General features: G+C 37.6%; 27 protein-coding genes and 1 tRNA gene. 3 read left to right on the forward strand and 25 right to left on the reverse strand.

Features of this window, described 5'->3' with window-relative positions; genetic code table 11:
- Positions 1 to 2: 2 nt before the first annotated feature.
- From HCJ66_RS05665 to HCJ66_RS05700, 8 genes are all read right to left on the reverse strand, one after another.
- On the reverse strand, positions 3 to 170 hold the full coding sequence (locus HCJ66_RS05665; protein ID WP_156110573.1) for a hypothetical protein: 168 nt from the start codon (positions 168 to 170) through the stop codon (positions 3 to 5).
- A 462-nt stretch (positions 171 to 632) separates the two neighbouring features.
- Positions 633 to 3329: a restriction endonuclease gene (locus HCJ66_RS05670; RefSeq protein ID WP_246438584.1), complete on the reverse strand. Its 2697-nt coding sequence runs from the start codon at positions 3327 to 3329 to the stop codon at positions 633 to 635.
- Positions 3330 to 3504: 175 nt separating this feature from the next.
- A complete protein-coding gene (locus tag HCJ66_RS05675) occupies positions 3505 to 3903 on the reverse strand; it encodes a hypothetical protein (RefSeq protein WP_187132257.1) in 399 nt (132 codons plus the stop codon).
- 14 nt (positions 3904 to 3917) lie between these two features.
- Positions 3918 to 5354 (reverse strand): T7SS effector LXG polymorphic toxin, encoded by a 1437-nt coding sequence (locus HCJ66_RS05680; RefSeq protein ID WP_187132258.1) that lies wholly within the window; start codon positions 5352 to 5354, stop codon positions 3918 to 3920.
- Positions 5341 to 5652, reverse strand: coding sequence for a hypothetical protein (locus tag HCJ66_RS05685; RefSeq protein ID WP_187132259.1), 312 nt, complete (start codon positions 5650 to 5652; stop codon positions 5341 to 5343). Before HCJ66_RS05685 ends, HCJ66_RS05680 begins: the two co-directional genes overlap by 14 nt.
- 19 nt (positions 5653 to 5671) lie before the next feature.
- Positions 5672 to 5968: a hypothetical protein gene (locus HCJ66_RS05690; protein ID WP_187132260.1), complete on the reverse strand. Its 297-nt coding sequence runs from the start codon at positions 5966 to 5968 to the stop codon at positions 5672 to 5674.
- 147 nt (positions 5969 to 6115) lie between these two features.
- The gene (locus HCJ66_RS05695) at positions 6116 to 6388 is read right to left on the reverse strand and encodes a hypothetical protein (protein ID WP_187132261.1); all 273 of its coding nucleotides are present in this window, start codon (positions 6386 to 6388) and stop codon (positions 6116 to 6118) included.
- Between the two features lie 129 nt (positions 6389 to 6517).
- A tRNA-Arg gene (locus HCJ66_RS05700) sits at positions 6518 to 6589 on the reverse strand.
- 395 nt (positions 6590 to 6984) lie between these two features.
- Between HCJ66_RS05700 and clpP the strand changes: the two genes are divergently transcribed.
- A complete protein-coding gene (gene clpP, locus HCJ66_RS05705; RefSeq protein WP_181677364.1) occupies positions 6985 to 7578 on the forward strand; it encodes an ATP-dependent Clp endopeptidase proteolytic subunit ClpP in 594 nt (197 codons plus the stop codon).
- A 58-nt stretch (positions 7579 to 7636) separates the two neighbouring features.
- On the opposite strand, the gene HCJ66_RS05710 is transcribed toward clpP, so the two are convergent.
- The 10 genes from HCJ66_RS05710 to HCJ66_RS05755 all read right to left on the reverse strand — a co-directional run bounded on the left by HCJ66_RS05710 (position 7637) and on the right by HCJ66_RS05755 (position 15806).
- Positions 7637 to 8401 (reverse strand): LytR/AlgR family response regulator transcription factor, encoded by a 765-nt coding sequence (locus HCJ66_RS05710; protein WP_187132262.1) that lies wholly within the window; start codon positions 8399 to 8401, stop codon positions 7637 to 7639.
- 15 nt (positions 8402 to 8416) lie between these two features.
- Positions 8417 to 9127 carry a sensor histidine kinase gene (locus HCJ66_RS05715; RefSeq protein ID WP_187132263.1) on the reverse strand — a complete coding sequence of 237 codons (711 nt, stop codon included), beginning with the start codon at positions 9125 to 9127 and terminating at the stop codon, positions 8417 to 8419.
- Positions 9128 to 9784: 657 nt separating this feature from the next.
- Complete coding sequence (locus tag HCJ66_RS05720; RefSeq protein ID WP_187132264.1) at positions 9785 to 9949, reverse strand: cyclic lactone autoinducer peptide; 165 nt, start codon at positions 9947 to 9949, stop codon at positions 9785 to 9787.
- A complete protein-coding gene (locus HCJ66_RS05725; protein WP_187132265.1) occupies positions 9933 to 10538 on the reverse strand; it encodes an accessory gene regulator B family protein in 606 nt (201 codons plus the stop codon). The genes HCJ66_RS05720 and HCJ66_RS05725 overlap by 17 nt, the downstream gene beginning before the upstream one ends.
- Before the next feature lie 14 nt (positions 10539 to 10552).
- Positions 10553 to 11131: a hypothetical protein gene (locus HCJ66_RS05730; protein WP_187132266.1), complete on the reverse strand. Its 579-nt coding sequence runs from the start codon at positions 11129 to 11131 to the stop codon at positions 10553 to 10555.
- Between the two features lie 245 nt (positions 11132 to 11376).
- A complete protein-coding gene (locus tag HCJ66_RS05735) occupies positions 11377 to 12102 on the reverse strand; it encodes a LytR/AlgR family response regulator transcription factor (protein WP_187132267.1) in 726 nt (241 codons plus the stop codon).
- Positions 12099 to 13019 carry a sensor histidine kinase gene (locus HCJ66_RS05740; protein WP_187132268.1) on the reverse strand — a complete coding sequence of 307 codons (921 nt, stop codon included), beginning with the start codon at positions 13017 to 13019 and terminating at the stop codon, positions 12099 to 12101. Before HCJ66_RS05740 ends, HCJ66_RS05735 begins: the two co-directional genes overlap by 4 nt.
- A gap of 36 nt (positions 13020 to 13055) precedes the next feature.
- Positions 13056 to 13916, reverse strand: coding sequence for a sensor histidine kinase (locus HCJ66_RS05745; RefSeq protein WP_187132269.1), 861 nt, complete (start codon positions 13914 to 13916; stop codon positions 13056 to 13058).
- A 19-nt stretch (positions 13917 to 13935) separates the two neighbouring features.
- Positions 13936 to 14802: a hypothetical protein gene (locus tag HCJ66_RS05750; protein ID WP_187132270.1), complete on the reverse strand. Its 867-nt coding sequence runs from the start codon at positions 14800 to 14802 to the stop codon at positions 13936 to 13938.
- Positions 14803 to 14819: 17 nt separating this feature from the next.
- The gene (locus HCJ66_RS05755) at positions 14820 to 15806 is read right to left on the reverse strand and encodes a sensor histidine kinase (RefSeq protein ID WP_187132271.1); all 987 of its coding nucleotides are present in this window, start codon (positions 15804 to 15806) and stop codon (positions 14820 to 14822) included.
- Positions 15807 to 16447: 641 nt separating this feature from the next.
- Here HCJ66_RS05755 and HCJ66_RS05760 point away from each other — a divergent pair.
- A complete protein-coding gene (locus HCJ66_RS05760) occupies positions 16448 to 16615 on the forward strand; it encodes a hypothetical protein (protein WP_187132272.1) in 168 nt (55 codons plus the stop codon).
- 377 nt (positions 16616 to 16992) lie between these two features.
- Here the strand turns inward: HCJ66_RS05760 and HCJ66_RS05765 are convergent, their stop codons facing one another.
- Both HCJ66_RS05765 and HCJ66_RS05770 read right to left on the reverse strand, forming a co-directional pair.
- On the reverse strand, positions 16993 to 17784 hold the full coding sequence (locus tag HCJ66_RS05765; protein WP_187132273.1) for a peptidylprolyl isomerase PrsA family protein: 792 nt from the start codon (positions 17782 to 17784) through the stop codon (positions 16993 to 16995).
- Positions 17785 to 17946: 162 nt separating this feature from the next.
- On the reverse strand, positions 17947 to 18561 hold the full coding sequence (locus HCJ66_RS05770; protein WP_187132274.1) for a hypothetical protein: 615 nt from the start codon (positions 18559 to 18561) through the stop codon (positions 17947 to 17949).
- Between the two features lie 226 nt (positions 18562 to 18787).
- On the opposite strand from HCJ66_RS05770, the gene HCJ66_RS05775 reads away from it, so the two are divergent.
- Entirely contained in the window at positions 18788 to 19429 is a 642-nt protein-coding gene (locus tag HCJ66_RS05775; protein ID WP_187132275.1) for a hypothetical protein, read from the forward strand.
- A 222-nt stretch (positions 19430 to 19651) separates the two neighbouring features.
- On the opposite strand, the gene HCJ66_RS05780 is transcribed toward HCJ66_RS05775, so the two are convergent.
- The 5 genes from HCJ66_RS05780 to rapZ form a co-directional block, all read right to left on the reverse strand.
- Positions 19652 to 20086 carry a hypothetical protein gene (locus HCJ66_RS05780; RefSeq protein ID WP_187132276.1) on the reverse strand — a complete coding sequence of 145 codons (435 nt, stop codon included), beginning with the start codon at positions 20084 to 20086 and terminating at the stop codon, positions 19652 to 19654.
- A 168-nt stretch (positions 20087 to 20254) separates the two neighbouring features.
- Positions 20255 to 21271 (reverse strand): NADPH dehydrogenase NamA, encoded by a 1017-nt coding sequence (gene namA, locus HCJ66_RS05785; RefSeq protein WP_187132277.1) that lies wholly within the window; start codon positions 21269 to 21271, stop codon positions 20255 to 20257.
- 30 nt (positions 21272 to 21301) lie between these two features.
- Entirely contained in the window at positions 21302 to 22270 is a 969-nt protein-coding gene (whiA, locus tag HCJ66_RS05790) for a DNA-binding protein WhiA (protein ID WP_181677375.1), read from the reverse strand.
- Between the two features lie 6 nt (positions 22271 to 22276).
- Complete coding sequence (locus tag HCJ66_RS05795; protein ID WP_187132278.1) at positions 22277 to 23242, reverse strand: gluconeogenesis factor YvcK family protein; 966 nt, start codon at positions 23240 to 23242, stop codon at positions 22277 to 22279.
- 1 nt (position 23243) lies between these two features.
- Positions 23244 to 24119 carry an RNase adapter RapZ gene (gene rapZ / locus HCJ66_RS05800; RefSeq protein WP_036062071.1) on the reverse strand — a complete coding sequence of 292 codons (876 nt, stop codon included), beginning with the start codon at positions 24117 to 24119 and terminating at the stop codon, positions 23244 to 23246.
- Between the last annotated feature and the right edge of the window lie 216 nt (positions 24120 to 24335).

A 24335-nucleotide genomic window follows, 5' to 3' on the forward strand; every position in this document is an offset into this window, starting at 1 on the left:
CCTCAATGAATATTTATGTTTTTGTTTTTCTTTGCTCTTCTCATTCTTAGGACAACTTCATTAACTTTATTTAAATCAACTACTGGATTTTCAAACAATTTAACCGCATTCTTAAAATCCTTATCTGGCAGAACAATGACATCATTTTTTTTCAACGTACCTGTTACCATAGCTCATTCCTCCAAATTATATTATTAGTCTTGATAGTAAATTTAATTTTAAAATCTAATACAATGCTAAGCAATGTGCAAAACTATATAGTTCGTATAGCCTTATACCACTAATCCTATAGTACCACAGATTAAGATAAAACGGTACACATATATATAACAAAAAGTGTCCAATTAGTTTAGCCTAATTGGACACAAGAATTATGATTCGTGTAACTAACAACCATTAATCACACAGACACGTTGATACTACTTACTTCAAATGCCCTCGATAGGTTTAATATGTGTGGCAGACCTGTTGCTACGTAAGGCTTTCAAAATATCTGCCACGATAATTGCCACATTTCGTTATTATCTCCAGTGATTACTAATCATGAAGTTTGCATAATAAATACATTGAATATGATGTCTTCGAATCAATGATCCAGATTAAGAGACTGCTACTTTATACATACATTGTAGTCACTGTAATTTTTCCTTTGACCAAACATACCAATTAAGCAACGCACTTCCATTTCTCTTTTCTGAAGAAGGCTTCCATTTTTTATTCAATAGCTCACTAACTTCTCTTCCCACCCAATCACGTGAAGGTAGATTACTATTTTCAGAATAATATTTATCTATCAATTGAATAGTTTCCGTCTGTAAAACCCTGCGCGCGATTTCAAGCTCCAAATCATTATCAGTTACAATCATCTCCAGCTTAACCATACCTTCATGTCTATAAGCAAAGCCTAATGTTACAGCAGTGGTAATTGCATTTCTAAGTTTCTTTCTATTTAGGTTAGCTTCAAGCTCTTCTCCAGCTTTAATTTCTTCAAACAACTCTAACAATCTACTTGCAGGAGCAGAGCCAAAAAAAGGATATAACTTATTTTGAATAATCATTTTTTTAGGAATTGTCTTAAGCCCTCTACTTCTCTCTAAATCTATTATCGATGTCTCTCTATTTGATTTATAATCAATTAAACCTAATCCACTTAACCATCTAAGTATCTTTTTATAATATAATATCAATGTTTTTTCTTGAATATTTTTATCTGAGTATAGCTCTATAAATTCTCTTTGAAATTCGATTAAAACAACATTTTTACTTTCCGAAGAGTATTCTCTTAACCTCTTCATAAATATATGGTTAGAAAAGAACTCGTATACTTTTTCAATAGCTGCTTTTTCATCAACATCTAATAAAGTTACCTCTTCACCTTTTCTACTTACATTACCAAACATAATCATGTCTCTAAGAAGGTTTTCTGTAGCTTTTCGCCCCAAATCGACCTGCTCTGATATCTGTGTAATAGTAGTTACGCCTTCATCTACTAAAATACTAATTAGCTTCATAAAAGCATTAATATTTCCTTGAGGAACATAGGTAATATCTATCTTTGGTAATACACCTGTTAGTACATAATCTTTAAATATATCCCAATAGAGAATTAGCTTATGCGCCTTTCTTATTACTATTCTTTTATTCAATAGATTATCTATAATTTCGTTCCCGAAATCTTGATCTAATTTAAAGAAATCAGCTGGTGACTCTTTTGCAATCCTAGTCACACATTCAAATTCACTTGGGCTAAGATTCATCATATCTTGTTCAAACAATTTTCCTATGTCTAAACCTTGTGTAATAACATTTTCTTGAGTATCTCCACTTGTTACTGTTTCATAAACATGAATAGATAACTTTTTTAATAGCCAAGGATAACCTTGACACTGATCTTCTAGATACCTTTTTACATTTGGATTTAACACTTGACCCAACTCTTTTGAAAATACAGCTAGTGCCTTAGTAATTTCTTTTGTGGTGAATATTTCTAAATTTTTCTCGAATCTCCTATCTTTAAGCATATGCCACATATTATAAGCAGGGTGTTCCGTAGGAATAGTACCATCTGTTTTCCATGCATATCCCAGTATGAAGTTTTCCTTGGCACTATCTACAGCAGATGATATCTTTCGAATACTATTAAACAAGTCTAAAAGCTCTAATTTTGAAAAAATCTCTTCAAACTGATCAAAATATAAAACAATCAGTTTATTTTGACTAGCAAGTTGTTCAAATATATCTTTAATTCCTTCACTCGCAAAAGGATTAGACGTGCTATTTATTAAGATATCTGCCTTAGGTTTTTTTATAAAATTTGCTTTTATAGCTTCATTAAAGCAGGTTATTAATGCTAATTCAGCATAACGCTTTGAAGAGGCTGCCCTTAAATCAACAGAACAGACAAATATTTTCTGATTTCTTTTATTTGTTGATCTATCTTTTATTTTTAAAAGAAGAGAACTTTTCCCCCATCCAGAAGGAGCTTTAATTGCAGTTAATCTTGTTTCTGACTTACCCAACAATACATCTGAATAAAAATTAAATTCATCTTTTATAACTAAGTCTCGCCCAACAAAATCTTTAGGTCTAGATGGCCTATAATCTGCCCATTTGTCCCCACTAGACACTTGAACTATATTTTCATACTCAGTTTCAATTTCAATATTATCATTGACAGAATCGGCTAAACTATACCCCAAATTTGAAAATGAGGATTCCAAGTTTGATACATATATATATATTTGTTCATTTGTTATTAATTTTCCACTCTCTGCATTAAATAGTTCGAATTGATCTGCAATTCCGATTTTTTCCGAAATTGTTTTCTTAGCCCAAAATTTCCCTTTTTTCGAAACTAAAAAAACAGTCTCAGGCATATAACTTTGGCTCTCTTTAGTTTCTAAAGCTTCGGGATTAACAATAATATTAGCTGAAATCAATGTTTGTAATAATTTATCGGGAGTATGGACTTGTAATTTTCTACGTTTTTCTATTTCTTTTTTTTCCCAATCGTACTGAATACCTTTTGCATCTTTTCCCAATGGTCCAGTAGTCATCAACCAGCCTGCCGAAACATCTCTAGTAAAAATATTTCCAACGAGCTTTGTTATCACATCGGCCGATAGATTAGCTGTATGAGACTTACATTCTACCAATATTTCTTCAGCAGTTAATTTATGTTTAGCCAAAAGATCTACTTCCATCCCTGTGACTCTAATCTCTTCAATTACTTCATACTGTAACACTTGTAAAATTTCTTTACCTAGTTTCTCTAGCAACACGCCCTTATCTCTATTTGAATCTTCTTGTTCTGTAGCTATTTCAATCATTAAGTCCAAAATAATTCCTCCAGCATCCAAAATAAGTTCTATAGTTTCGATCTGTATTATAAATTTCCATATTAAAAAGGGAAGACAGATATCTCTTCTCACAAAACAATATCTTGATAATCTGCCTCGTTAACTTCTTAATTCTCTATTCTCACACCTACACCGTTAAACAAAGCTAACATATCACTTTAAAAGGCGCGTGTCCGCTCTCGCTATTTCTCAACAATGTTGGCTTTCTAAACCTCAAACTAGTATCTAGTCTAAATATCGCTACTTCTTCCTCTACATCAATAAAAGAAATATTAATCCATATTGGTGCTCTCGGGAAAAGCCCACCTAGAACTCCGACAACATCTTTAACTGAGAGTTTCTTATCGCCTATGTTTTCTTTTGTTAAAACCAAGCGCTTCATCATCTCGTCTCCGCCGTCCAACATTTTCCCTTCTTCTTCAACTGGCTCAATAATAAATTTATTTACTGTACTCTGAATTCCCATTTTTTCTTTTAATTCACTGGTAGCTCTCAACAAGTTTTCAGCAAATATTTCTTCGTTCATTTGAGTTATTTTGTCCATTGAGATCATCTCCTTTATTTCAGCCTAGTAGATTCAATTTTCTTCAAGTTCCCTAAATTAACATATCCAGAATTTGTGAACTCTAATTGATAAATTTCCAACCAAGAATTTTTAGTCGCAATCCCAGCATCATTAAATATCAGCTCGTAATTTTTTGCATGTGCAACAGTAGGTGCATAATGACCTGACTCATTCGTAATCCTTCTTATATTTCCATACGAATCTACCTTTAATTTCCCCGCAGCTAAAACATCCTCGCCATTTGCTAGGTAAGAATGCCCTCTACCTACTTGGAGTAGGCCACTTTTATCAATAACAAAATCAACTTCATTTATACCATCTCTAATTTTAACTTGTCCATTTTTTAAAGCATAGTCAAATGATTTTCCTGACTGTAGTTCATTTGGATATCTATTTTCTATCGTCTGAACAGGCTCCACTTCTTTTATCTTCAATTTCTTCTGCGCCACTTCTATATGACTTTTAGGTATCATTTTACCTGTGCCTTTCATCGTTATGCCACCTAATAAGACAAACGAAATAATCGAAAAGCTTTGCATTTTTGTGAGTGGCACCTCCGGATTCAGCGTATTGATTCCCTTCATTGCATCTAACATATAATCAGTCATGAAGTCGCCAGTTTCTTCGGATGTCACTTTAATTGTACCATCTTTTAAACCATCATTATAGGCGATACTTGCTTCTGCGGTTTCGCGATTCGTGATACCATTTTTGCTTAATATCCAATAACTCCCTTCGAGCGTCTTCGTGTAGTCATCGAAGTTATATGTTTTCTTTGGCTTCTTCTCTGGTACTAGATGATTCAGCCAACCTAATTGCATTTTGCTGGAATCGTAGGTGTGCGTCGTGCCATTGAACGCTTTTCCAGCTAGGATTTCATTTACACCCGTCTTAACCTGATACATCCGCGATAAAACATCGTGCATCACGTTCGTATGACTATGCTCAAAATCCAAATACCGTTCTAAAATCTTGATTTCTTCTTTGAGTTGCATCATTGAGGTTTCCAGCCCTAGCTTCATGCCTATCTGCTGTCCAATGTTCAAGTTCCCTGTCATTGAATCCATCGCGTGCGTGAAGTCATCCAATAAATTCTCTGACCTTCTGATTTCGGCATATAGCGCGTCTAATTTATCCGAATCTAGTCGCGAATCAAACGCATCATCCACCTGCGTTTCAAAGTCCTGCACATACTTCTTCAAAATACGATCTGCTTCACTCAAACACTCGATGGTCGTGTCTACGATGGGATAATGCACCGTTTCATAATAGCTTTTCGCACTATCGACAAATTCACCTTTGATCTCACCATCCGCCACTAATTTCGCGACGGCTTTTCGATAATCCCGCAATGCATCCCGTAATCGTTTACTTTCTCTTAAAAACTGTTCTACAAAATAGCGTACTTCCCCAATTTCAATCCGTGGCATGCGCATCACCCTCCTTCGATGCAAACTTGGCTCGTTGGTGCGCGCGACGCGATTCCTGTATCGCATCATCCACCGCATACATCTGTTTTTTCCGTTTCTGCCATTCTTCTGTCATGGTCTCTTCGACGAGTCCTAATCGCTGTCGTGACCGGTTCCCCTGCCACGCATCCTGAAAAGTACGTAACATATTTTCCTGTGCCCGTTTAGCTTTTGAAAATAGTTGCTCTAACTCTTCAAACTGCCGTTCTTTCTTGATTTGCTCTTTCCAAGCCTCTTCTTCCCGTTGTCTTGGTTGCATTGCTATGTATCCCCCTTATCTATTTTTTACTTCCCACCCATTCGATTCCTTTGTGTAGCATATCGCCCAGCGCTTTTTCCGAGGCAACAAACGCTTTCTCCACATTTTTCAAATTCGCTGTATCTTTTTGAAACGCAACGGGAGTGGATGCTGTCATTTGCGCAAACTCCATCGCGCCTTCTACCAATTGTCGCGCGCTACCTGTCGAATATGACACACTCGGCTTAGGCTGTAACTTCAACGTATTTGTTGTCGCTTGGATCGCACTCGCATGTTCCGCTATTCGACCGCTTGGTAATTGTATTTTCTTTGCCACTCGCTACTCATTCCTTCCTTATTTAGTACTCTTGGAAATATTATACCATATCTTAATGATAAAAAAAGCCTAATATATAGCAAAAAACTTGTTATTATTAGCATGTTCTATGTATATAAACTTATTTTTAATCGCCAACTTTATTTTCTAGTTAACTTCAAAAAAAGGCCTTGAACTGCCTACAATATAGCAATCCAAGGGCCTTAATAAATTAGTGTGCCTTTTAAATAGTGAGTCTCTATGCTTAATCTTTTTACCATTTTTCTCCTCACAATTGAATTTCACGTCTTTTTTGATGTAATCCTCTGTATCTAAATTCGTCACCAGTTTCAACTGATCTTTTATACCTGATGCTTTTTGGTAATAAAAATCTATAACACGCCCATCTATTTTATTGGCGATACTTATATATTTCCCCATCGTCTCACCCTAAAATAATTGAAAAATCATAGCAATACGATGAAAAACAAAAAGTCGTTCAACTGCCCATATCACTTGTCATACCAACAAGTTACCCGCAGTTCAACGACTTCTTTTCGTACTCAATTATGCCCTCGACAGGAATCGAACCTGTATTTTGAGCTTCGGAGGCTCACGTGCTATCCGTTGCACCACGAGGACGAATTTTTAATACACTCACAATCAATAATTATAGCGGAAAACTGCCAATTACACAAGCTTTATCTCACATGAATATTTCATTCGAGCCTTTCGTTTGACCTAGTTTGACCATTCGTGTAATATAGAAGCATCAAGAGGAGAATGGAACATAATCGAAATAAATCGGCGACAAGCGCCTGCATTCCAATAATTCGGCGGACTTCCGGTTCTCACATACACTAGTATGCTCCGCTTCCGGCTTCCACCAAATTATTGGAATACAAACGCTTTCGCTCGATTCGTGTAAAGCATTATCTTCATCTTACCCGTAAAAGGGTTTGGCAATCTTTTCATTATTTCGATTTTGTCTCAGTTTCTTTTTTAAATGAAATATACCTAAACAGGAGGGTTTTATTATGAATTTAATTCCAACAGTAATCGAGCAAACTAGCCGTGGGGAACGCGCTTATGACATCTATTCCCGTCTACTTAAAGATCGGATTATTATGTTAGGTAGTGCGATTGACGATAACGTTGCTAACTCGATCGTTTCGCAATTGCTATTCCTAGACGCGCAAGACCCTGAGAAAGATATTTTCCTTTATATCAACTCACCAGGCGGCAGTATTTCTGCTGGGATGGCGATTTATGACACAATGAACTTCGTAAAAGCGGACGTTCAAACAATCGCAATGGGTATGGCAGCATCGATGGGATCATTCCTACTTACGGCTGGCGCGGACGGCAAACGTTTCGCACTTCCAAACGCTGAAATCATGATTCACCAACCACTTGGCGGCGCACAAGGTCAAGCAACGGAAATCGAAATCGCAGCTCGCCACATTTTAAAAATCAAAGAGCGCATGAACACAATCATGGCAGAGCGCACAGGTCAACCAATCGAAGTTATTTCACGCGACACAGATCGCGACAACTTCATGACTGCAGCAGAAGCCAAAGAATACGGCCTAATCGATGACATCGTAGTCAACAAAGCCGGTCTAAAATAAGCAAATAAAACTCCCGAGCCATTCTCATTTTCAGAGACGACTCGGGAGTTTTTATTGTCTAATCGATATCCCCACGACGCCTCCGAATAAAGTCACGAAAATCCCTATTTGATCTCGTAGAAAGCAGACATTCCTCTTGATTCACCATCGTGATAATACCACTCACATAATTCACCGATACAATTTTGTCCGTATTCACAATGAAAGCCCGATGCGTCTTATAAAATCGCTCGTCAAGACTGTCTTCCAAACTCTTAAGCGTACCATAAAACTCGACTTGGCGATCTTGCCCGTGCAAAATAATCCTCCGCGCCTTTGATTTCAATGTACTCAAAAACAAGATATCATCGTAAAGTTCATGAATCACTTTTTCATCCGTTTTCATTGTAAAAAACTTGCCGACCTCTTTACGTTCCCTGCCAACTCTTTCCTCCACACTTTTCATACAATCAAAAATCCGATTGCGCACTTTGTCGAAATCGTCCTTGATAATATAATCCATGGCCTCCACTTTATATGTAAAAGTTAAGTAACTGAGTTCTGCGTGAGTTGTGATGAAAACGATAAACCCTCTCGGATCGTATTCCCGAATCTTCTGCGCCAGCTCCAAACCGTCCAGCCGCGGATGCTTCAAGTCAACATCTAGAAAGTAAAGACCCATACCTTCGCCACCAAATTGGACGTAAGATAACAGCTCTTCAGGATCACCTGTGGATAAAGCGAGTTCCATGTCAAAATTCTCCATCATGATGTAATTCTCAACATGTTTGACAAGCTCGCTTCGTTGATTAACCTCGTCCTCACAGATAAAAACCTCAATCATCTCCTCACCCTCCAGTTAGCCTATTTCCAGTTCCTGCACAAAACCATGCTGCGTTATCTTCGTGTCCAGAGATACATTCGGATATTTCTTTAACGTCTTCTTCAAAGTCGAAAGCCCAATCCCGCGGTTCTCGCCCTTTGTTGAAAATCCTTCCTCGAAAAAATGATGAATCGGCGGCGAATCCTCTGGTAAACTATTAGCAAAAATGAGTACAATCGCTTCTTTTTTCTGAATAATTGCAACACGCACAGTTGGATCAGCAGTTTCAACGACCGCCTCAATCGCATTATCCAATAAAATCCCCGTCACCCGACATAAATCAATACTATCCATATTCATTTCATCAATTTGCTTATAAACCTCAACCTGCGCATCCACGCCCAATTCCTGAGCCCGAATCATCTTCGTAGCAAACAGTCCCTTCAGTTCAACAACCTCCAGATTCTGCAGCGTCGAAAGCTTCGAAATATTAACTTCCATATCAGAATTCATCGGAATAACCTTCGTCCGAAAATAAACACTGAGCCCATCCATGTCCGAGTTTGTGATGAAGCCATTGATGCCAGATAAGATATTCACGTAATCATGTCGGAAAACCCGCATGTCTTTTTGAAGCGCTTCGAGTGCCCCGACATATTCACGGAGTTGGCGCATTTGGAGAGCTTGTGCTTCGACTTTTGCGTTTTTGACTGCACTTCGGACTATGACTGCTAGTACGATTGCCATTATAACTGTATACACTAAAAATACAATTGCATTGGTTCTCAAAGTATCATCTGTAAAGCCTGCTTCACTCCCTCTCCATATATATAGATAGAACAAACATAAAGTTACTGAGCTAACTATTGCGATTAACAACAAGTAATGTCCTCTAAAAATAGCGTCCTTGCTTATCTTTTCTAAAATCCTATCTGTTGCCTTAAAAACAATACAAATATACATAAACAGGAAAATATTCAAAATAAACACATCTTTATCCACCTTATATGGCATAAATAATGACAAAAACGAAACTGTTAAATATGCTAATGCATAAGCTACAACTGACATAAGGATAGATCCAATAACAGAGACTAGCGCATATTTAACGCTTTTGGATTTAGTATACAAAACAAAAATTAATACCAAAACAATATACAGTACCGACAAATAACTAACATAAAAAAGCAATGGTACTGCTGTTACAATCAAAAAGATTGTCAAAAAAAACGAATACTTCCAAGAAAACCTCACTCGCCCAATGACCTGGGCTCCTATTAAAAAATATATTATCTGTAATATCCCGCTGTAAATTACATCCATAATTTCCCCCTATTTTTCTAATGTGTTTTAACTAAATTATAGATGAAAATACTCTAATTTACAACTTTTAGAAGCGAAAACCTATTTCAATTTATTATCGTTCAAACATTTAGGTACTTCTGGTTCATATAGAAAAGCTAAACAACAATTCTTTGTTGATTTTTCTGCAAAAGTAGTTGCTATTTCTTCGACCTGATTTTCCAGTGCCTTACGTATCTTGTGAGCACTTTTATTTATTAAATTCATAATTATTATATCTCCTTCTTAAAAATCTATAACTTATAGGATGAATCATTATTACTTGAAGTGCTAGCCCCAGCAATACCAAACTTTTGAAATACTCATTCGGAATTATTGAAATAACAATTATTATAAAAAATGTGTTGAAAACAGATTTTATCCTCAAAACGTGTCTTTTTTGAGCATTAAAAAGTGGCATATTTTCAGTATCCGAAGGTGAAAATATCGCAATATTCATTAAAATTAAAACACTTATAAGCACAATCATCCATCCAGACAATTGAACATCTTTCACAAAATAAGGCAACACCACAAACATCACAACACTCGTTATTGTGCACCCCAAACTAGTCTTCGCATGCAGACCAAATGAATGCCTACGAATCATCAAGTAAGAAAGGTGTACAATCAACGTCTGCCAAATCATCCCTAACAAGGCAGCGGCGAGGTATACGGTAATTCCCTTCGTCACGTTCACTAAAAATATTTCTACACCATACTTTACAATTGCAAATCTGTCTTCATCAACTTCCCTATCGCGGAAAATTGTTCTAGTAATCTTTGCTGCCATATTGGGGACGGTCAAACTAAACATTCCAATTCGCCTCCCTAGTCATCGAGTGCTAATTCCCAGACAGAGACTAGCGAGATTTCACTAGCTCTGTCCGAATTAACAAACTCTGCAATTTCTACCCTATCATTTGGTATTTCATTCTCATTCAATATTTTCTCTATATTTTGTGTGACTCTTCCGTCTTGAGAGAGAAGATTGTGCTTCCCTCTCAACGGCTTACTATACAGTGCCTCATCCCGATAAACAATCATGTACAGCCTGTCGCGATTAAGTCCTACCAAAAACCGATTATCACTGATCCCCACGTGCCCTGTGATGCTATCCAAAAAATAGATGTAACCACGGTATGTAATCAACATTTTATATTTTGGTTGATGGCCAGCTACTGGAAACCGATCTAAAAAGTAGTCTTCTTTATTTATATAGTCACGTCCAAGCTTTGAAAATACTGCCAACATAAGACAATCCCATTTCGAATCCTCACTATTACGTTCTACTAAATTAATTTTAGCCAAGACGGGGCTAAAAAACTGCAAATCACGAACAATTTCCTTTTGGAAAAATAAGCATGGTTGTGTGCTAGCCATTTTTGCCTGAACAAACGGTTTCATCATCTCGTGATCTACTCCTTTCAGTATCGAATAATGTGGTTCAAAAAGCTCATCTCGGTAAGCCTTATTTCCATAAACCAATTATACGACAGAAAAGTAGAATTTTTATCATTTTGTCGTGAACGTAGCGATTCCGTTCGTAAGCGCGAAAAAAGTGACGTTTTTGAGTTATATATATAACATTATTTTTTGGTAAACCAAAAAAAGGATAAAAAATCGGAGGTAAGTCCAATGTTTTATCCTGATTTTTAGTTTTTCAATCCTTTTATTTTTCGTGTCGAGACCATACATTTTTCACCATTGGCCATATGAGCCATGCCCTTATTCGTATCGACCTCTAAAATATAATCCTTATTCACCAGAAATGCGCGATGTGTCCGATAAAATCGATTGTCTAATTCCGACTCAATGTCTCTTAACTTTCCATAAAACTCAATTTGGCGATTTCGACCATGCAAAATCACTTTATGCGGACGCGGAGATGTTTCGATGAATAAGATATTTTCAAGTGGTTCGTGCATAATCCGATCATCAATTTTTATCGTTAAATATTTGCCTTTATTTCCGTGGTTCTTAATCCGTTTGCTGACACTTTCCATGCATTCGACAATACGCTTTCGAATGTTCTCGTAGTCGTCTTTGATAATATAATCCATAGCTTCGATTTTGTAGGTGAATGTTAGGTAGCTCATTTCAGAGTGCGACGTGATGAATACGATGAAGCCACGTGGATCATTTTTTCGAATTTCCTTCGCTAGTTCAAAGCCGTTGATTGTTTGTGTTTTTAAGGCGACATCAAGGAAATACAGGCCTGGTTCTTTCTTTTTTTTGCTGGCGTCTAGCAGTTTCGTGGGATTTTCCGTCGCAAGGAGAACACGCATATCTCGATGTTCAATGGTGATGTAGTCCTCGATATACGCCACGATTTTATTCCGCTGCATTTCGTCGTCTTCGCATATGTAGATTGGAATCATTGGGTTAAGTCCTTTCTATTTGTGTATTCAGAAAGCTGATTTTTGCTGTTTATTAGTGCTTGATTTAGTGGCTGAATTGTTTCTTGAAAGTAATTTTTAAGGAGCAGTTGGTCGCCTTTTTCAATGTAACCATGCAAACTCGCTAAAATATTAATGTAGTCGTGGTTGAAATCACTCATTTCATTCGAAAGTTTTTCAAGAGCTAATGTGTATTTTGTTAATTGCTCTTGCTCTGTTTTCTGCTTTTCAATGTTGATTCTTGCCTGATTAATCTTTGAAAAAACAAGTGTTGTACCCACAATCATGACCAGTAGAATCACAAATATAATCCCATTAATAAAGCCTACTTCACTTGAAGATTTGTATAATGACTCAATATAAATAAATGAATACACAATGAACACTGTAATTACTATAATTGATACAAGTACATATGCATTTTTATTTATTGCTTTCATATATGATGTACTTCGAATTAAGTGACTAACTACCGTCGAAACAAAATAGGTCAATATTGGAAAAATAGCGCAATATACTATATTAGCCAAAATAATATTCGTCAATATATCATAATTCCATAACCATTTTGTTAAACTAGATATAACTCTAAAGATCATATCTACGGGATAATAAGTTATTATGACTAAAAGGAGAAGTGTTAGTAATGGGGCCACAATACAAACAAGCCAGCGTTTCTTTTTCCATCTCAATATTAATATGAATAAAACAGCTATAGCAATTGGCACATAATATTGTATATAAGGAAATACTATATCACCACATATGCCTAACAATGCCCCTATTATGAACATAAAGCGCATTGAAAATACTTTATTTGCTAATATATTCACCGAAATTACGATACAATATATTTGGGTAATAATTATCATTGCTACTATCATATATTCTGGATCCATATTCTTTCCCCCGATGTTAAAAGATATTATTCAGTTTTATGATTCAAAATTCTGTAACGGCTTAATCGTTTCATTGAAATAACGATCTAGTGAATCTATATCCCCGTCTGTAATGTATCCTTGAATACTCGCTAAAATATTAATATAATCATGCTTAAATAAACTCATGTCACTATTCAGCAACTCTAATTTCTCCGTGTAATCACGCAACTGCACCAATTCTCGTTCTTGCTTCATTTGTTCAACTCGCGTGTTTCCAACTCTAGCAACAATCGCAAATACAATCCCTATCACTAAGATTAAGGTTGAAAATATAATAATATAGAGTTCGGCTACCTCAGTAGGTAGACCTAGAATATCTTCCAAATATATAAAAAGGTACATAATCACGATAGTTAACATCAATAAAGATATTATCATAAATTCATTATATTTGACCGCGTTCTTAAAGCTACCTCTGCGTAATATCCAACTAGCACAAAGAGAAAATATATAAGCTACTATTAAGCATGGAGTGACAAAAATCGCCATTACAAATGCTGCATCCAAGAAAGTAGCATGGTAGTCTTCGCTATATACACCTAAAGCCACAGCAACAAAGACTCCAATTAAGTAATCGCTTAGGATGAATAATATTTGACCTACTATAACAAAAATAAAAGACTTTACCCATTGAACTCCCTTCCAGCTTAAAAACAAAATTAGAACACCTATAGTATATATTTCTGCAAAGTATTGCACCGAGTTTAGAAGTACAGAGCCCCCAATTGTCATAATAACCGTCACTAAAATCATATTTTTTCTTGATAACACTTTGCTAGCCAGCACATTAGTAACCAGTACAATTCCAAATAACTGGTATGTACCGGCTATCCATAAAAACAATGATGAGTACATCGGTTTCTCCTATCTATTTTTATGTTTGTATTTTATTTGACTTCATCTCTTGTGTTAACGGAGCTATCGTTTCCTTGAAATATGTCTCTAATTCTTGTTGATTTCCATTACTAATATACCCTTGTAAACTCGTTAAAATATTAATATAATCATGCTTAAACAGACTCATTTCATCATAAATCTTTTCCAATTTATCCGTATAAGATTCGAGTTGCATAAGCTTCTCTTTCTGATTATCTACAGCTATCTTATTCTCACTAATTTTTAGCATGATAGTAAATACAATAAATGTCAAACCTGAATACACGGTGAATAATATCGCATTTATCACTATGATTTCATTTGAAAAATCATACAATGAACCAATATAAATAAACATATACAGCAGTATAACCGTTGTTAGCAAGGTAGCCACAATCAGTATTTTATCTGCAGCACGGCTCTTCTGGATAACATCTTTATTTAACAATTTCGCCACTGGAATGCACATCAAGTAATTGACCATGAGCAAAAACAAATCATAGACCGTGTTTAGATGATCCTCGATATAACTACTTCCTATACCAAATAATACAATGGAGACTCCGTCAAATATATAGTTCACCATCACTATAAAGATAATCGCGATTAACGGAGTCGCAATTGACAGGAACCAATCTTTCTTTTTCCATCTTAATGCAATCATTAACATTAGAACGATATATATAATTGAAAAATATTGATAATATCCTAGAAGTGGTACTCCGCCTAGGAATAAAATAAACACTATCATTAACATTTCGAGTTTTGTAAAAACCTTTTTTCCTAACAGGTGTATCGTGATTACGACACATACCGTTTGGGCTGCCGTGGCTTGAATTAAAGTAAGTATATTTTCTAAATCCATTTAATATCACCCTAGCCTTACTGCCTAATAACCAATCCTTGCATAAACGCCTCGCCTTCCAGCACTTGTGTATCTAAAACAGCGGATGGATTTTTATTCAGAATTCCTCGCACGATCGAAAGCCCCAAGCCCCGATTCTCACCTTTTGTCGAGAATCCTTTCTCAAACATTTGATGAATCTCTGGCATGTTTTCTGGCAAACTGTTCTGCACCAAGAGCGTCACCGTATTCTCATTCTTCACGAAAGCCACTTTCATAAACGCGCCTGGTTGCCCTTCACTCGCCTCGATGGCGTTATCAAGCAGGATTCCGACAATTTGACACAACTCCACTTTATACATCGAAATCGTCTCAATCGGTTCCACAATCTCCAACTGCGCATCGATTTTAAGCTCCTGTGCACGCATCATTTTAGCCGCTAGTAAGCCTTTCAACTCCAAAACATGCATATTTTTAATTTGCGATAACTTGTATTTATTATCCACCATGCTCTTGTTCACCGGCATGATATTCGCGTCAAAATACGCCGCCAATTCCTCCATTTGACCGTTCGAAATCAGCGTTTCCAAGTTCGCCAACACTTCCACATAGTCCTGCTGGAAATGCACAACATCCGACTGCAGTTGCTCGACATTCGCCACATACTGCTGTAGCTGCACCATTTGCTCCTCCTGATTCCGCTTTTGTGCCTCTTTCAAATTCGCGCGATACACCTTCACCAACACCAAGCAAATAATTCCCAAATACACCGCAAAAAGTATCTCCGTCAGATAAAGTATCGTTTTCGGGAACTGATATGTACTAGACATGTACAGCGTCAACTGCAAAATCACCGCGGTCACGATAATAATTCCAATCGCTAAAAATATATAGTACCGCTGCGTTTTTGAAATCCTCACCCGTTTTTTCGTCAAGAACATCATCCCGATAAATAGCACCACGCACGCAACCGCAATTAGTGTGACCCAAATCAAAACACTGTTACTACTAAAAATCTTCATCATTCTCCGCTGCCTCCAGCTTCTCTATTTATATATAACGGCAAACTCAGCGACAATAGCCACGTGCCTTTTTTATATCGTATTGCGAATATCAACACGCACATCGTGAATACTAACGAATAATATTGCACGTAATAAAGCAACAATAGTCCACTTATCAATAAAATTAAGAATAGGATAATCGAATGTAATTTTGAGAAAATTCCCTTGCTGAAAATCTGAATTCCCATAAGTAAAGAAATGATTTGTACGCTACAACCTAATACTGCTGATAGAAGATATGTTTGAATCTCTTGCATGTTAGTCTCCTTTTCAATCATCGAATCTCCTAATTATATAGGTATATTGGCAGGTTCGCAATACTTTTTTATGCAAAGAATTGGCGTTCAGGATGGAAATAAGGTCATTCAGGACAGAACCGGTCACAGCGCATATTTTCGTGCTATGATTATTTCAACTGAGCAATGACGCACGAATACCATTCAATAAATAAAAGTAGCTAACCGTATAATATACATTTTTTATAGTAACACAAAAAAGGGACGAAAAACCAAATTTGTCGTGAACGCTTGGTTTTTCGTCCTGAACGCGATTCTTTTTCAAATTTTTGCTAGAATTTTAACACAAAAGGATGGGATTAGTGGATGCGAAATGAAGTGGTTGATTATTTATTGGGAGTTTTTACAGGAGCGATTATGTTATTTTTAGTTGGGTATTTTTTGCTAGGGGAGAGTTTTTCGGTTGCTGTTATTATTTCTGTTGCAACTTTTCTCATTTTAAGTGCTAGTCTTATCTTCAGATATAGAAATTGAACCAGCACCTAGTTGTTAAGTGCTGGTTCTAAGAGCTTCTTCTCCTTCTTGTTGCAACATAGATTAACATGGATAAAACGGCTGTGAGTATGATACCGATAGCATTTGGTACCACTCCCACATACGACCACAAGGATACAATAAGCATGATAACAAAGAATTCTATTACATCGTATTTCTTCATTTTTCTCCCTCATTCATCAACAATATGAGCGTATAAAAGCCTTCGAGTTAAGTTTTCGAAGGCTTTTCCAGACTAATTTTTCTTTATAGATTTTCTGATGACGACTGTGAGAATAGCTATGACAATTACAACCACCGCAACCATTGTAATTGGTATATATTGACTCATCGCTTCATAACCCCCTCTTTAAATTCTATTTATACAGTTTAAAACTTTTAGTAACACTTGCAGAAGCTGAATACAACTTGTTTAATTTCACTGTACTAACTATGGTGCGATACATTACATATATGCCGATTCCATGTGTACCTACATAATTTAATGTATAGTCCCCTTGTCCATTAATATCATATCCATTTTTTTCAGCTCTTTTATCGGTTAGCTTACTCGACGCATTAATTGATAACGGGAATAAGCCTCTAGTGCCTCCAACTGATGTTCCTGTAGCTATCAATCCCGATTTATTGACATTATAAAAAGTTAGTAAACAAATCCAGCCGTCTGGATACAATACATGATAAACACGTGACTCGACCTTATAACTTCTTGCTCCAAATTTTTCTGTTGTTGTTGCACGTAATAAATTGGTAACTGCAGTGTCAGAAACGTTCACTTCTAAAACTGTGCCATCATCTAGCGTTGTAGTTGCACTAGCATACTGATTTTCTGGATTTTCAGCATCAGTTGTTAGTTCTAAGCTATCCGCCAATTCATTCGTCGCTTCAGTAACTTCATTTTGTAAATCCTCTTTATATTCTTCTAAAATTTCTGGTTCTGTATTTTCAATGATGTCTTCCCGTTCAGCGTTTAATTTAGATTCATCATTTAAATCTACGCTATTAATTTTTTTCTCTAACTCACTTACTGTTGTTATTGTCGCCTCATTTTCATTTTGTACAGTTGATGCCACAGCAAAAGACGTACTCGCTGTCCATGATATCATAACTCCTACCAATAAACTAGATATAATTGTTTTTTTCAACATTTCTTCTCCACCTTTTTTTTATTTTTTATTAGATTTAAGGATAGCACAAAAAGAATCAATAAAACCAAATCTGTCCTAGAAGGTCTTTTATTGATCCTGAACGCTATCATTAATTGCTTTTATTCTCAATATCAAACAAAAAAAGGAATTTATAATAATTTTTTATTTTCTCTTTAAATCTTTATCTAGCTGTTCACGAAAATCTATCGTGTCTAACACCTGAACTTTATTATTGAAATTCTCCAACTTCTCAATGAGAGCTGAATTTAAATTATTTTTACTGTCAGGTAAACCCGGCTCACTATTGCCGAATTTTAACGTCGTGTCTCCATCAACGAAATAAGTTCCATTCACTTGACCTTTAATCCAAAATGTCTTGCCATCTCCTGAATCCATCAGCATTAAAATATAGGTTTCGCCTGGTTGGAATAAAGGATAATCTTCAATCTCCATCCCATCTTTCCCCTCCTGTAAAACATAGATAGCTTCATTATTTTTCTTGTTACCGGCATATACTTTTTCTAGTGAGCCTTCAAATTTTGTTTTTGCGACAATATTATTTCCACCTTCTACAATATTGTTTATTGCACCAATTTTAACTTCTGCAATTAAATCTGCTTCCTTAATTACCTGATCATACGTAACGTCTTCAATCGATGTATGCACACTGGCTTTTAGCTCGTTGTTCGGTTTAGTACTCTCTTCAGCCTTTTCCTTACCACATGCAGTTAGTACCAAACAACTTAAAATTAGGATACATATTTTCTGTTTTTTCATGTAAGCACTCCTCTTTGTCATTGTTAATACGCTTTCATCTTAACACACTTTAAGCCTACAAAACGGATTTTATCGTGAAATGACGTTTATTCGTCTTAAACGCTTCCATATTAGTGATACCAACTATTTTCTTAGTTTTAACTCGAATTTAAGTTAGGCATATTTGAGTAAAGATGTTATCATGTTTAGACATGGTGGAAAATAAAACCTAAAGGAGTCATTACTCGTGAAAAAAATCGCAATGACTAGCATTTTATTCGTATTTTTTGTAGCTGGATGCTCAGCGAATGGCACTACAAAAGAACAAAAATTAGAAATGGTTGATGAAAAAACCATGATCTCATCCTCTGGAAAATACGTTTCTCTTGCTTCCAGTCTTGAGGAATTGGAGAACACTTCGCCAATCATTGTAGAGGTTGTTAAAAATAACGAACAACAGACTGTAACGAAGGAAACCGAGCAAAATATCATGCCGACCGAATTTTATACCATGAGCGGTGTCACCATAAAGAACATACAAAAAGATACCACCCACACGTTAAAAATTGGCGGCAAAATTGAAGTTTTGGAAGATGTAGCGAAGAATGTTCCCATTGAAGGCAAAAAGATTACGCTAACTTTGGATCATTACAAAAAAATGGAGATAGGGAAGTCTTATTATCTCTACCTCAAAAACAGTACATCCGATGATAACTATGTCTTGTCGAACGCATTTCTAAGTAAGTATCCTATTAATAGAGAAACTAAGAGTGCGCTTTTCTTGGTAGAAGATGACGCGACCCTTAGTTTAGAAAATACCGATTATCAGGATTTGTATGCAGACATATACGCGAAAATTTTACAGAAAAACCAAACAAGCGAAAAATAATAATTCGATTAATTATCTGAAGTTAGACTTTGCCCTTACGTACTTAGAAGTGGGGGAAAAGCATTTAAACTCCAAAAACAGGACAGCAGGAATCGTTGTATAAAGCCATTTTAGAAATGGAGTATACAACAATCCCTGCTTATTTTTTACTCTAGAAAGCCTTTATCATGGGCTCCCTCATATTCTATATAATACAAAATACTCATTTGAAATGCACTTTATTTAAAGTACATTCATAAGCCATATAACAATAACGATGGCAAATACTATCACAGTGCCCCAAATAACTTTAGCATCTTTCCATACAACTTTTCCTTCTGGAATTTCCTGTTTTTCTCGGTGTGTTTCTATTTTTAGATTTGATGGGCTATCTCCAATAATTTGCACCTTAATTGGCACCAAGTTATGTATATCTATTTTTTCATTCAAAACAAAACGATATGGCTGATTGTCCACTAAAAATTCCAACTCACAAGAATCTGAATCTGAAGCTGGTAGGTATAAACTTCTTTTTTCACCAGCTTGAAAGTTAGCACCTTTTTTCTTCTGATTACCACTCAATAAAGATGGTTGAGAAATGGTATAACCTGTTTTATTTTCTACTTTTATTTCATGGGCAACAATTGGACCAGTAAATAAATTATTTAAATTAGACATTTCCTCACTCCTTTTATACACTCTAGTCTTAATATAGTATATAATAAACTTCTTATAAAATCCATTACTTTCCTTCTCCCATCCTTAGTACGTACTGAACTCCACAAAAAAGCCCAGCATCCCAATTATCTCTTGGAATGCTAGACTCTTATTTTCCCCTCTATCTCCTCACCAACCACCACGCGAATACTGCTCAGGTGGCGTCACTTCTCCACGAACATCTTTCGCAGCTGTCCGTGCCCAATACGGATCGCGCAACAACTCACGTCCTAAGAAAATCAAATCGGCGCGGTCATTTTGCAGAATTTCCTCTGCTTGAACGCCCGTCGTGATTAGGCCTACTGCGCCTGTCGCGATTCCTGCTCCTGTGCGAATTTTTTCAGCGAATGGTACTTGATAGCCTGGGTATACTTTCGGAATGGTGTTTACTAGCGCGCCACTGCTGACATCTAGTAAATCGGCGCCGTCTGCTTTCATCCATTTTGCAAACGGGATATAATCGTCTACTGTCAAACCGCCATGTGCGTAATCGGTCGCGGAAATACGGACGAAAAGTGGACCATCCCACACTTCACGAATGGCTTTAATCACATCTCCTAAAACGCGGTAACGGTTCCCTGCTGGGCCGCCATACTCGTCTTCGCGTAAATTCGAAATCGGTGATAGGAATTCGTGCAATAAATAGCCGTGCGCTGCGTGAATTTCAATGACATCAAATCCGGCTTCTTTCGCGCGGAAGGCTGCTTTTTTGAAATCCGCAACAACTTCTTCTATTTCTGCTGCTGTTAGTTCATGCGGTTTTTTGCTTTCATCATCAAATGCGACTGGGCTTGGTGCAACTGGATCTACGTCTAAAACGGCTTTTCGACCAGCGTGTGCCAACTGGATTCCAGCTGCTCCTTTGTGATAATGCACGCCGTCAACGATTCGCTTCAAGGCTGGAATTTGGGCGTCCTCCCATAATCCTAAATCGCCATGAGAAATCCGGCCAACCGCTTGTACCGCTGTTGCTTCTAAGATGATAAGGCCAACTTGACCTGCCGCGCGGGAAACGTAATGGGCAAAGTGGAAATCGTTCGCCACTCCGTCATCCGTCTCTACAGAATACATACACATTGGTGACATTGCCACACGGTTTTTCAAAGTAAGACCTTTCACTTTATACGTAGAAAACAATTTTGACATGATTTGATCGCATCCTTTTCTTAGTTATATTTATTTTGATGGTATTCTAAGTCCTAATTGTGACGGGGATTCGCCACTTCGCAGTTGGTCCGCGATTTGATCGAGTTTGCGCAAACGGTGGTTGATTCCTGATTTGCTGATTGGCCCGCTGGAAAGCATGTCGCCGAGTTCTTGTAGCGTCACGTCTTCATATTGAACGCGCAGTACCGCGATTTCTCGCAATTTTTCAGGTAATGCTTCTAAGCCCACCGCCGCCGCGATAAATTTAATATTATCAATTTGCCGCACCGCCGCGTTAATCGTTTTATTCAAGTTTGCCGTCTCACAGTTCACAAGACGATTCACCGAATTCCGCATATCGCGCATAATCCGCACATCTTCAAAATGAAGCAGCGCCCCAGTTGCCCCGATAATATTCAGAAATTCCGTGATTTTCTCCGCCTCTTTCAAGTACGTAATATAGCCATTTCGGCGCTCCAACGTCCGCGCATTGAGCTTGAAACTGTTCATCAAACTACAAATCGCGTCATTATGCTCCTCATACACCGAGTTAATCTCCAAATGATAGGACGATGTCTCCGGATTATTCACCGACCCACTCGCCAAAAATGCTCCGCGAAGATAGGCCCGGCGCGCGTTCTTCGTCTTAATCAGCGCTGGATTAATCGCATTCTGAAACACGCCATCATTTAAAATCGCCAAATCGGCCAGAATCTCTTTCGTCTTAGCCTTCAGACGCACTATATAGACGTTATTTTTCTTCAATTTCATTTTTTTTCGTACCAATAATTCAATCGGAACTTGATACAATTCCTTCAAAAGTCGATACATTCGGCGCGCAATCGCTGCGTTCTCCGTCTGCACATCCACAACCATCATCTGGTTAGAGAACGAGACGGCACCATTCATGCGGATAAAAGCCGACAGTTCCACTTTTGCATCCGTCTTTGTAATATCTAAATTGGTTAATTCTTTCTTTGTTTCCGAGGCAAAGGACATAGACCCTCATTCCTTTTCTTTCAAATTCATCAGAATCTGTAATAATGTATTCGTCACTTTATCCGCAGCGTGTCGCACCAAACCGCCTTCTGTGGAAAGTAGGTCCCCAGCAATGACGTTAATATTCAGCGCATGATCCTTCTCAAAATTCTGCTCGACTTGCATAACATCATCAGGGAACATCAAATGTCGCGGCACTTCCGCCGTATTAATCATCATCGCGTCGATAATCGGCCGCCCCACATGGTTCAAAATAACCTGCGCATGATCTGCATCCGTGAAGAAATCCGTCTCCCCAACCTGCGTCAAAATGTTGCAAATATACACCTTATACGCCTTACTTTCAAAAATCGCATCCTGCAAATCCTGCACCAACAAACTCGGCAAAATACTCGTATACAGACTTCCCGGCCCAAGCACAATCAAATCCGCATCATGAATCGCCTCAATCGCGGCCGGCAATGCCTTCACATCATCCGGCGTAATAAACACGCGATCAATCGGCTGACCCTGCATCGGAATCACCGACTCCCCTTGCACGAGAGAGCCATCCTCCATAATCGCATTCAAAATTAGCGGCCGATCCGTTGCTGGAATCACTTTCCCCCGAATCCGCATCGCCTTGCCAAGCACTTCAATCGCGTCCACGTAACTATCATTCAACTGCGATAACGCCGTCAAAATAAGATTTCCAATCACGTGTCCCGACAAATCACCTTCCACTTTAAAACGATATTGCATCAAAGCTTCCATCCGCGGATCCGTATTCGACAGCGCCACCATCACGTTCCGAATATCACCAGGCGGCAATACATCCATTTGCTCGCGAATCTTGCCCGAACTCCCGCCATCATCAGCAACCGTGACAATCGCAGTCAAATCAATAGGTTGTTTTTTCAAGCCTCGCAGTATGACCGGCAAACCTGTCCCGCCGCCAATCACGACCACTTTCGGCTTTTCCGTCGCTGTCATCTCAGTTTCCCTTTCTGCGTTTCATATCCCGATGCGAAATTTGTGTTTCATATTTTGTTTTCAAATTATTACCAACGTACTCAGAAAGCGCCACAGACCGGTGTTGCCCACCCGTACAGCCAATCGCAATGACAAGTTGCGTCTTCCCTTCACGCTTATAATACGGCAATGTAAACAAGACCATATCCATCAATTTATTCAAGAAAGTCTCCGTCTCCGGCCATTTCATCACATAATTATACACATCTTTATCCAGTCCAGTCAGTGGCCGCATCTTATCAATATAATGCGGATTCGGCAAGAAACGCACATCAAACACTAAGTCCGCATCAATCGGCAAACCATATTTAAACCCAAACGACATCACCTGCACATTAAAAACTTCCCGATCACTCGTCTGAAACTCATTATTCATCCGTTCCCGAAGCTCACGCGGCGCCAATGTCGACGTATTAATCACGAGTTGCGAACGACCCTTCAAGTCCTCCAACAATTCTCGTTCCTGCTTAATACCTTCCAAAACAGAACCATTCGGCTCAAGCGGGTGATGACGTCTCGTCTCCTTATAACGCGATACCAAAACCTGATCATCCGCATCTAAAAACAGCATTTTCGTCGTAATAAATGACGTATTATCTAACTCATCCAACGCCGGCTGAATCGAATCGAAAAATTCACGTCCACGCAAATCCATTACAAGCGCAATTTTATTCATTTTTCCAGATTCCTTCATCAATTCCCAGAACTTCGGCAATAGACTCGGTGGTAAATTATCCACACAAAAATATCCTAAATCCTCTAAAGATTGCATTGCGACAGTCTTTCCTGCCCCACTCATCCCCGTAATAATAACTAATTGCAAATGATTCGTCGCCATCACTAGCCCAACCTTTCCTATCTCAAAAAAGTAGTCCCATTATGCAAATTGACGCTACTTTCTTCTATACTAATACACAAACCCATTCTAACATATTCAAACCCAAAAACCTAACAAAGTAAATCAGCCGGGCGTTTCATTTCCCTTTTCTAAATGGTCACAAAATATACACAACCTCTTTCCATTTTGCGGAAGTACTGTGTTTTTTAGTCGGTT

This window comes from Paenilisteria portnoyi (assembly GCF_014322795.1).
GTDB classification, from domain to species: Bacteria; Bacillota; Bacilli; order Lactobacillales; family Listeriaceae; genus Listeria_A; species Listeria_A portnoyi.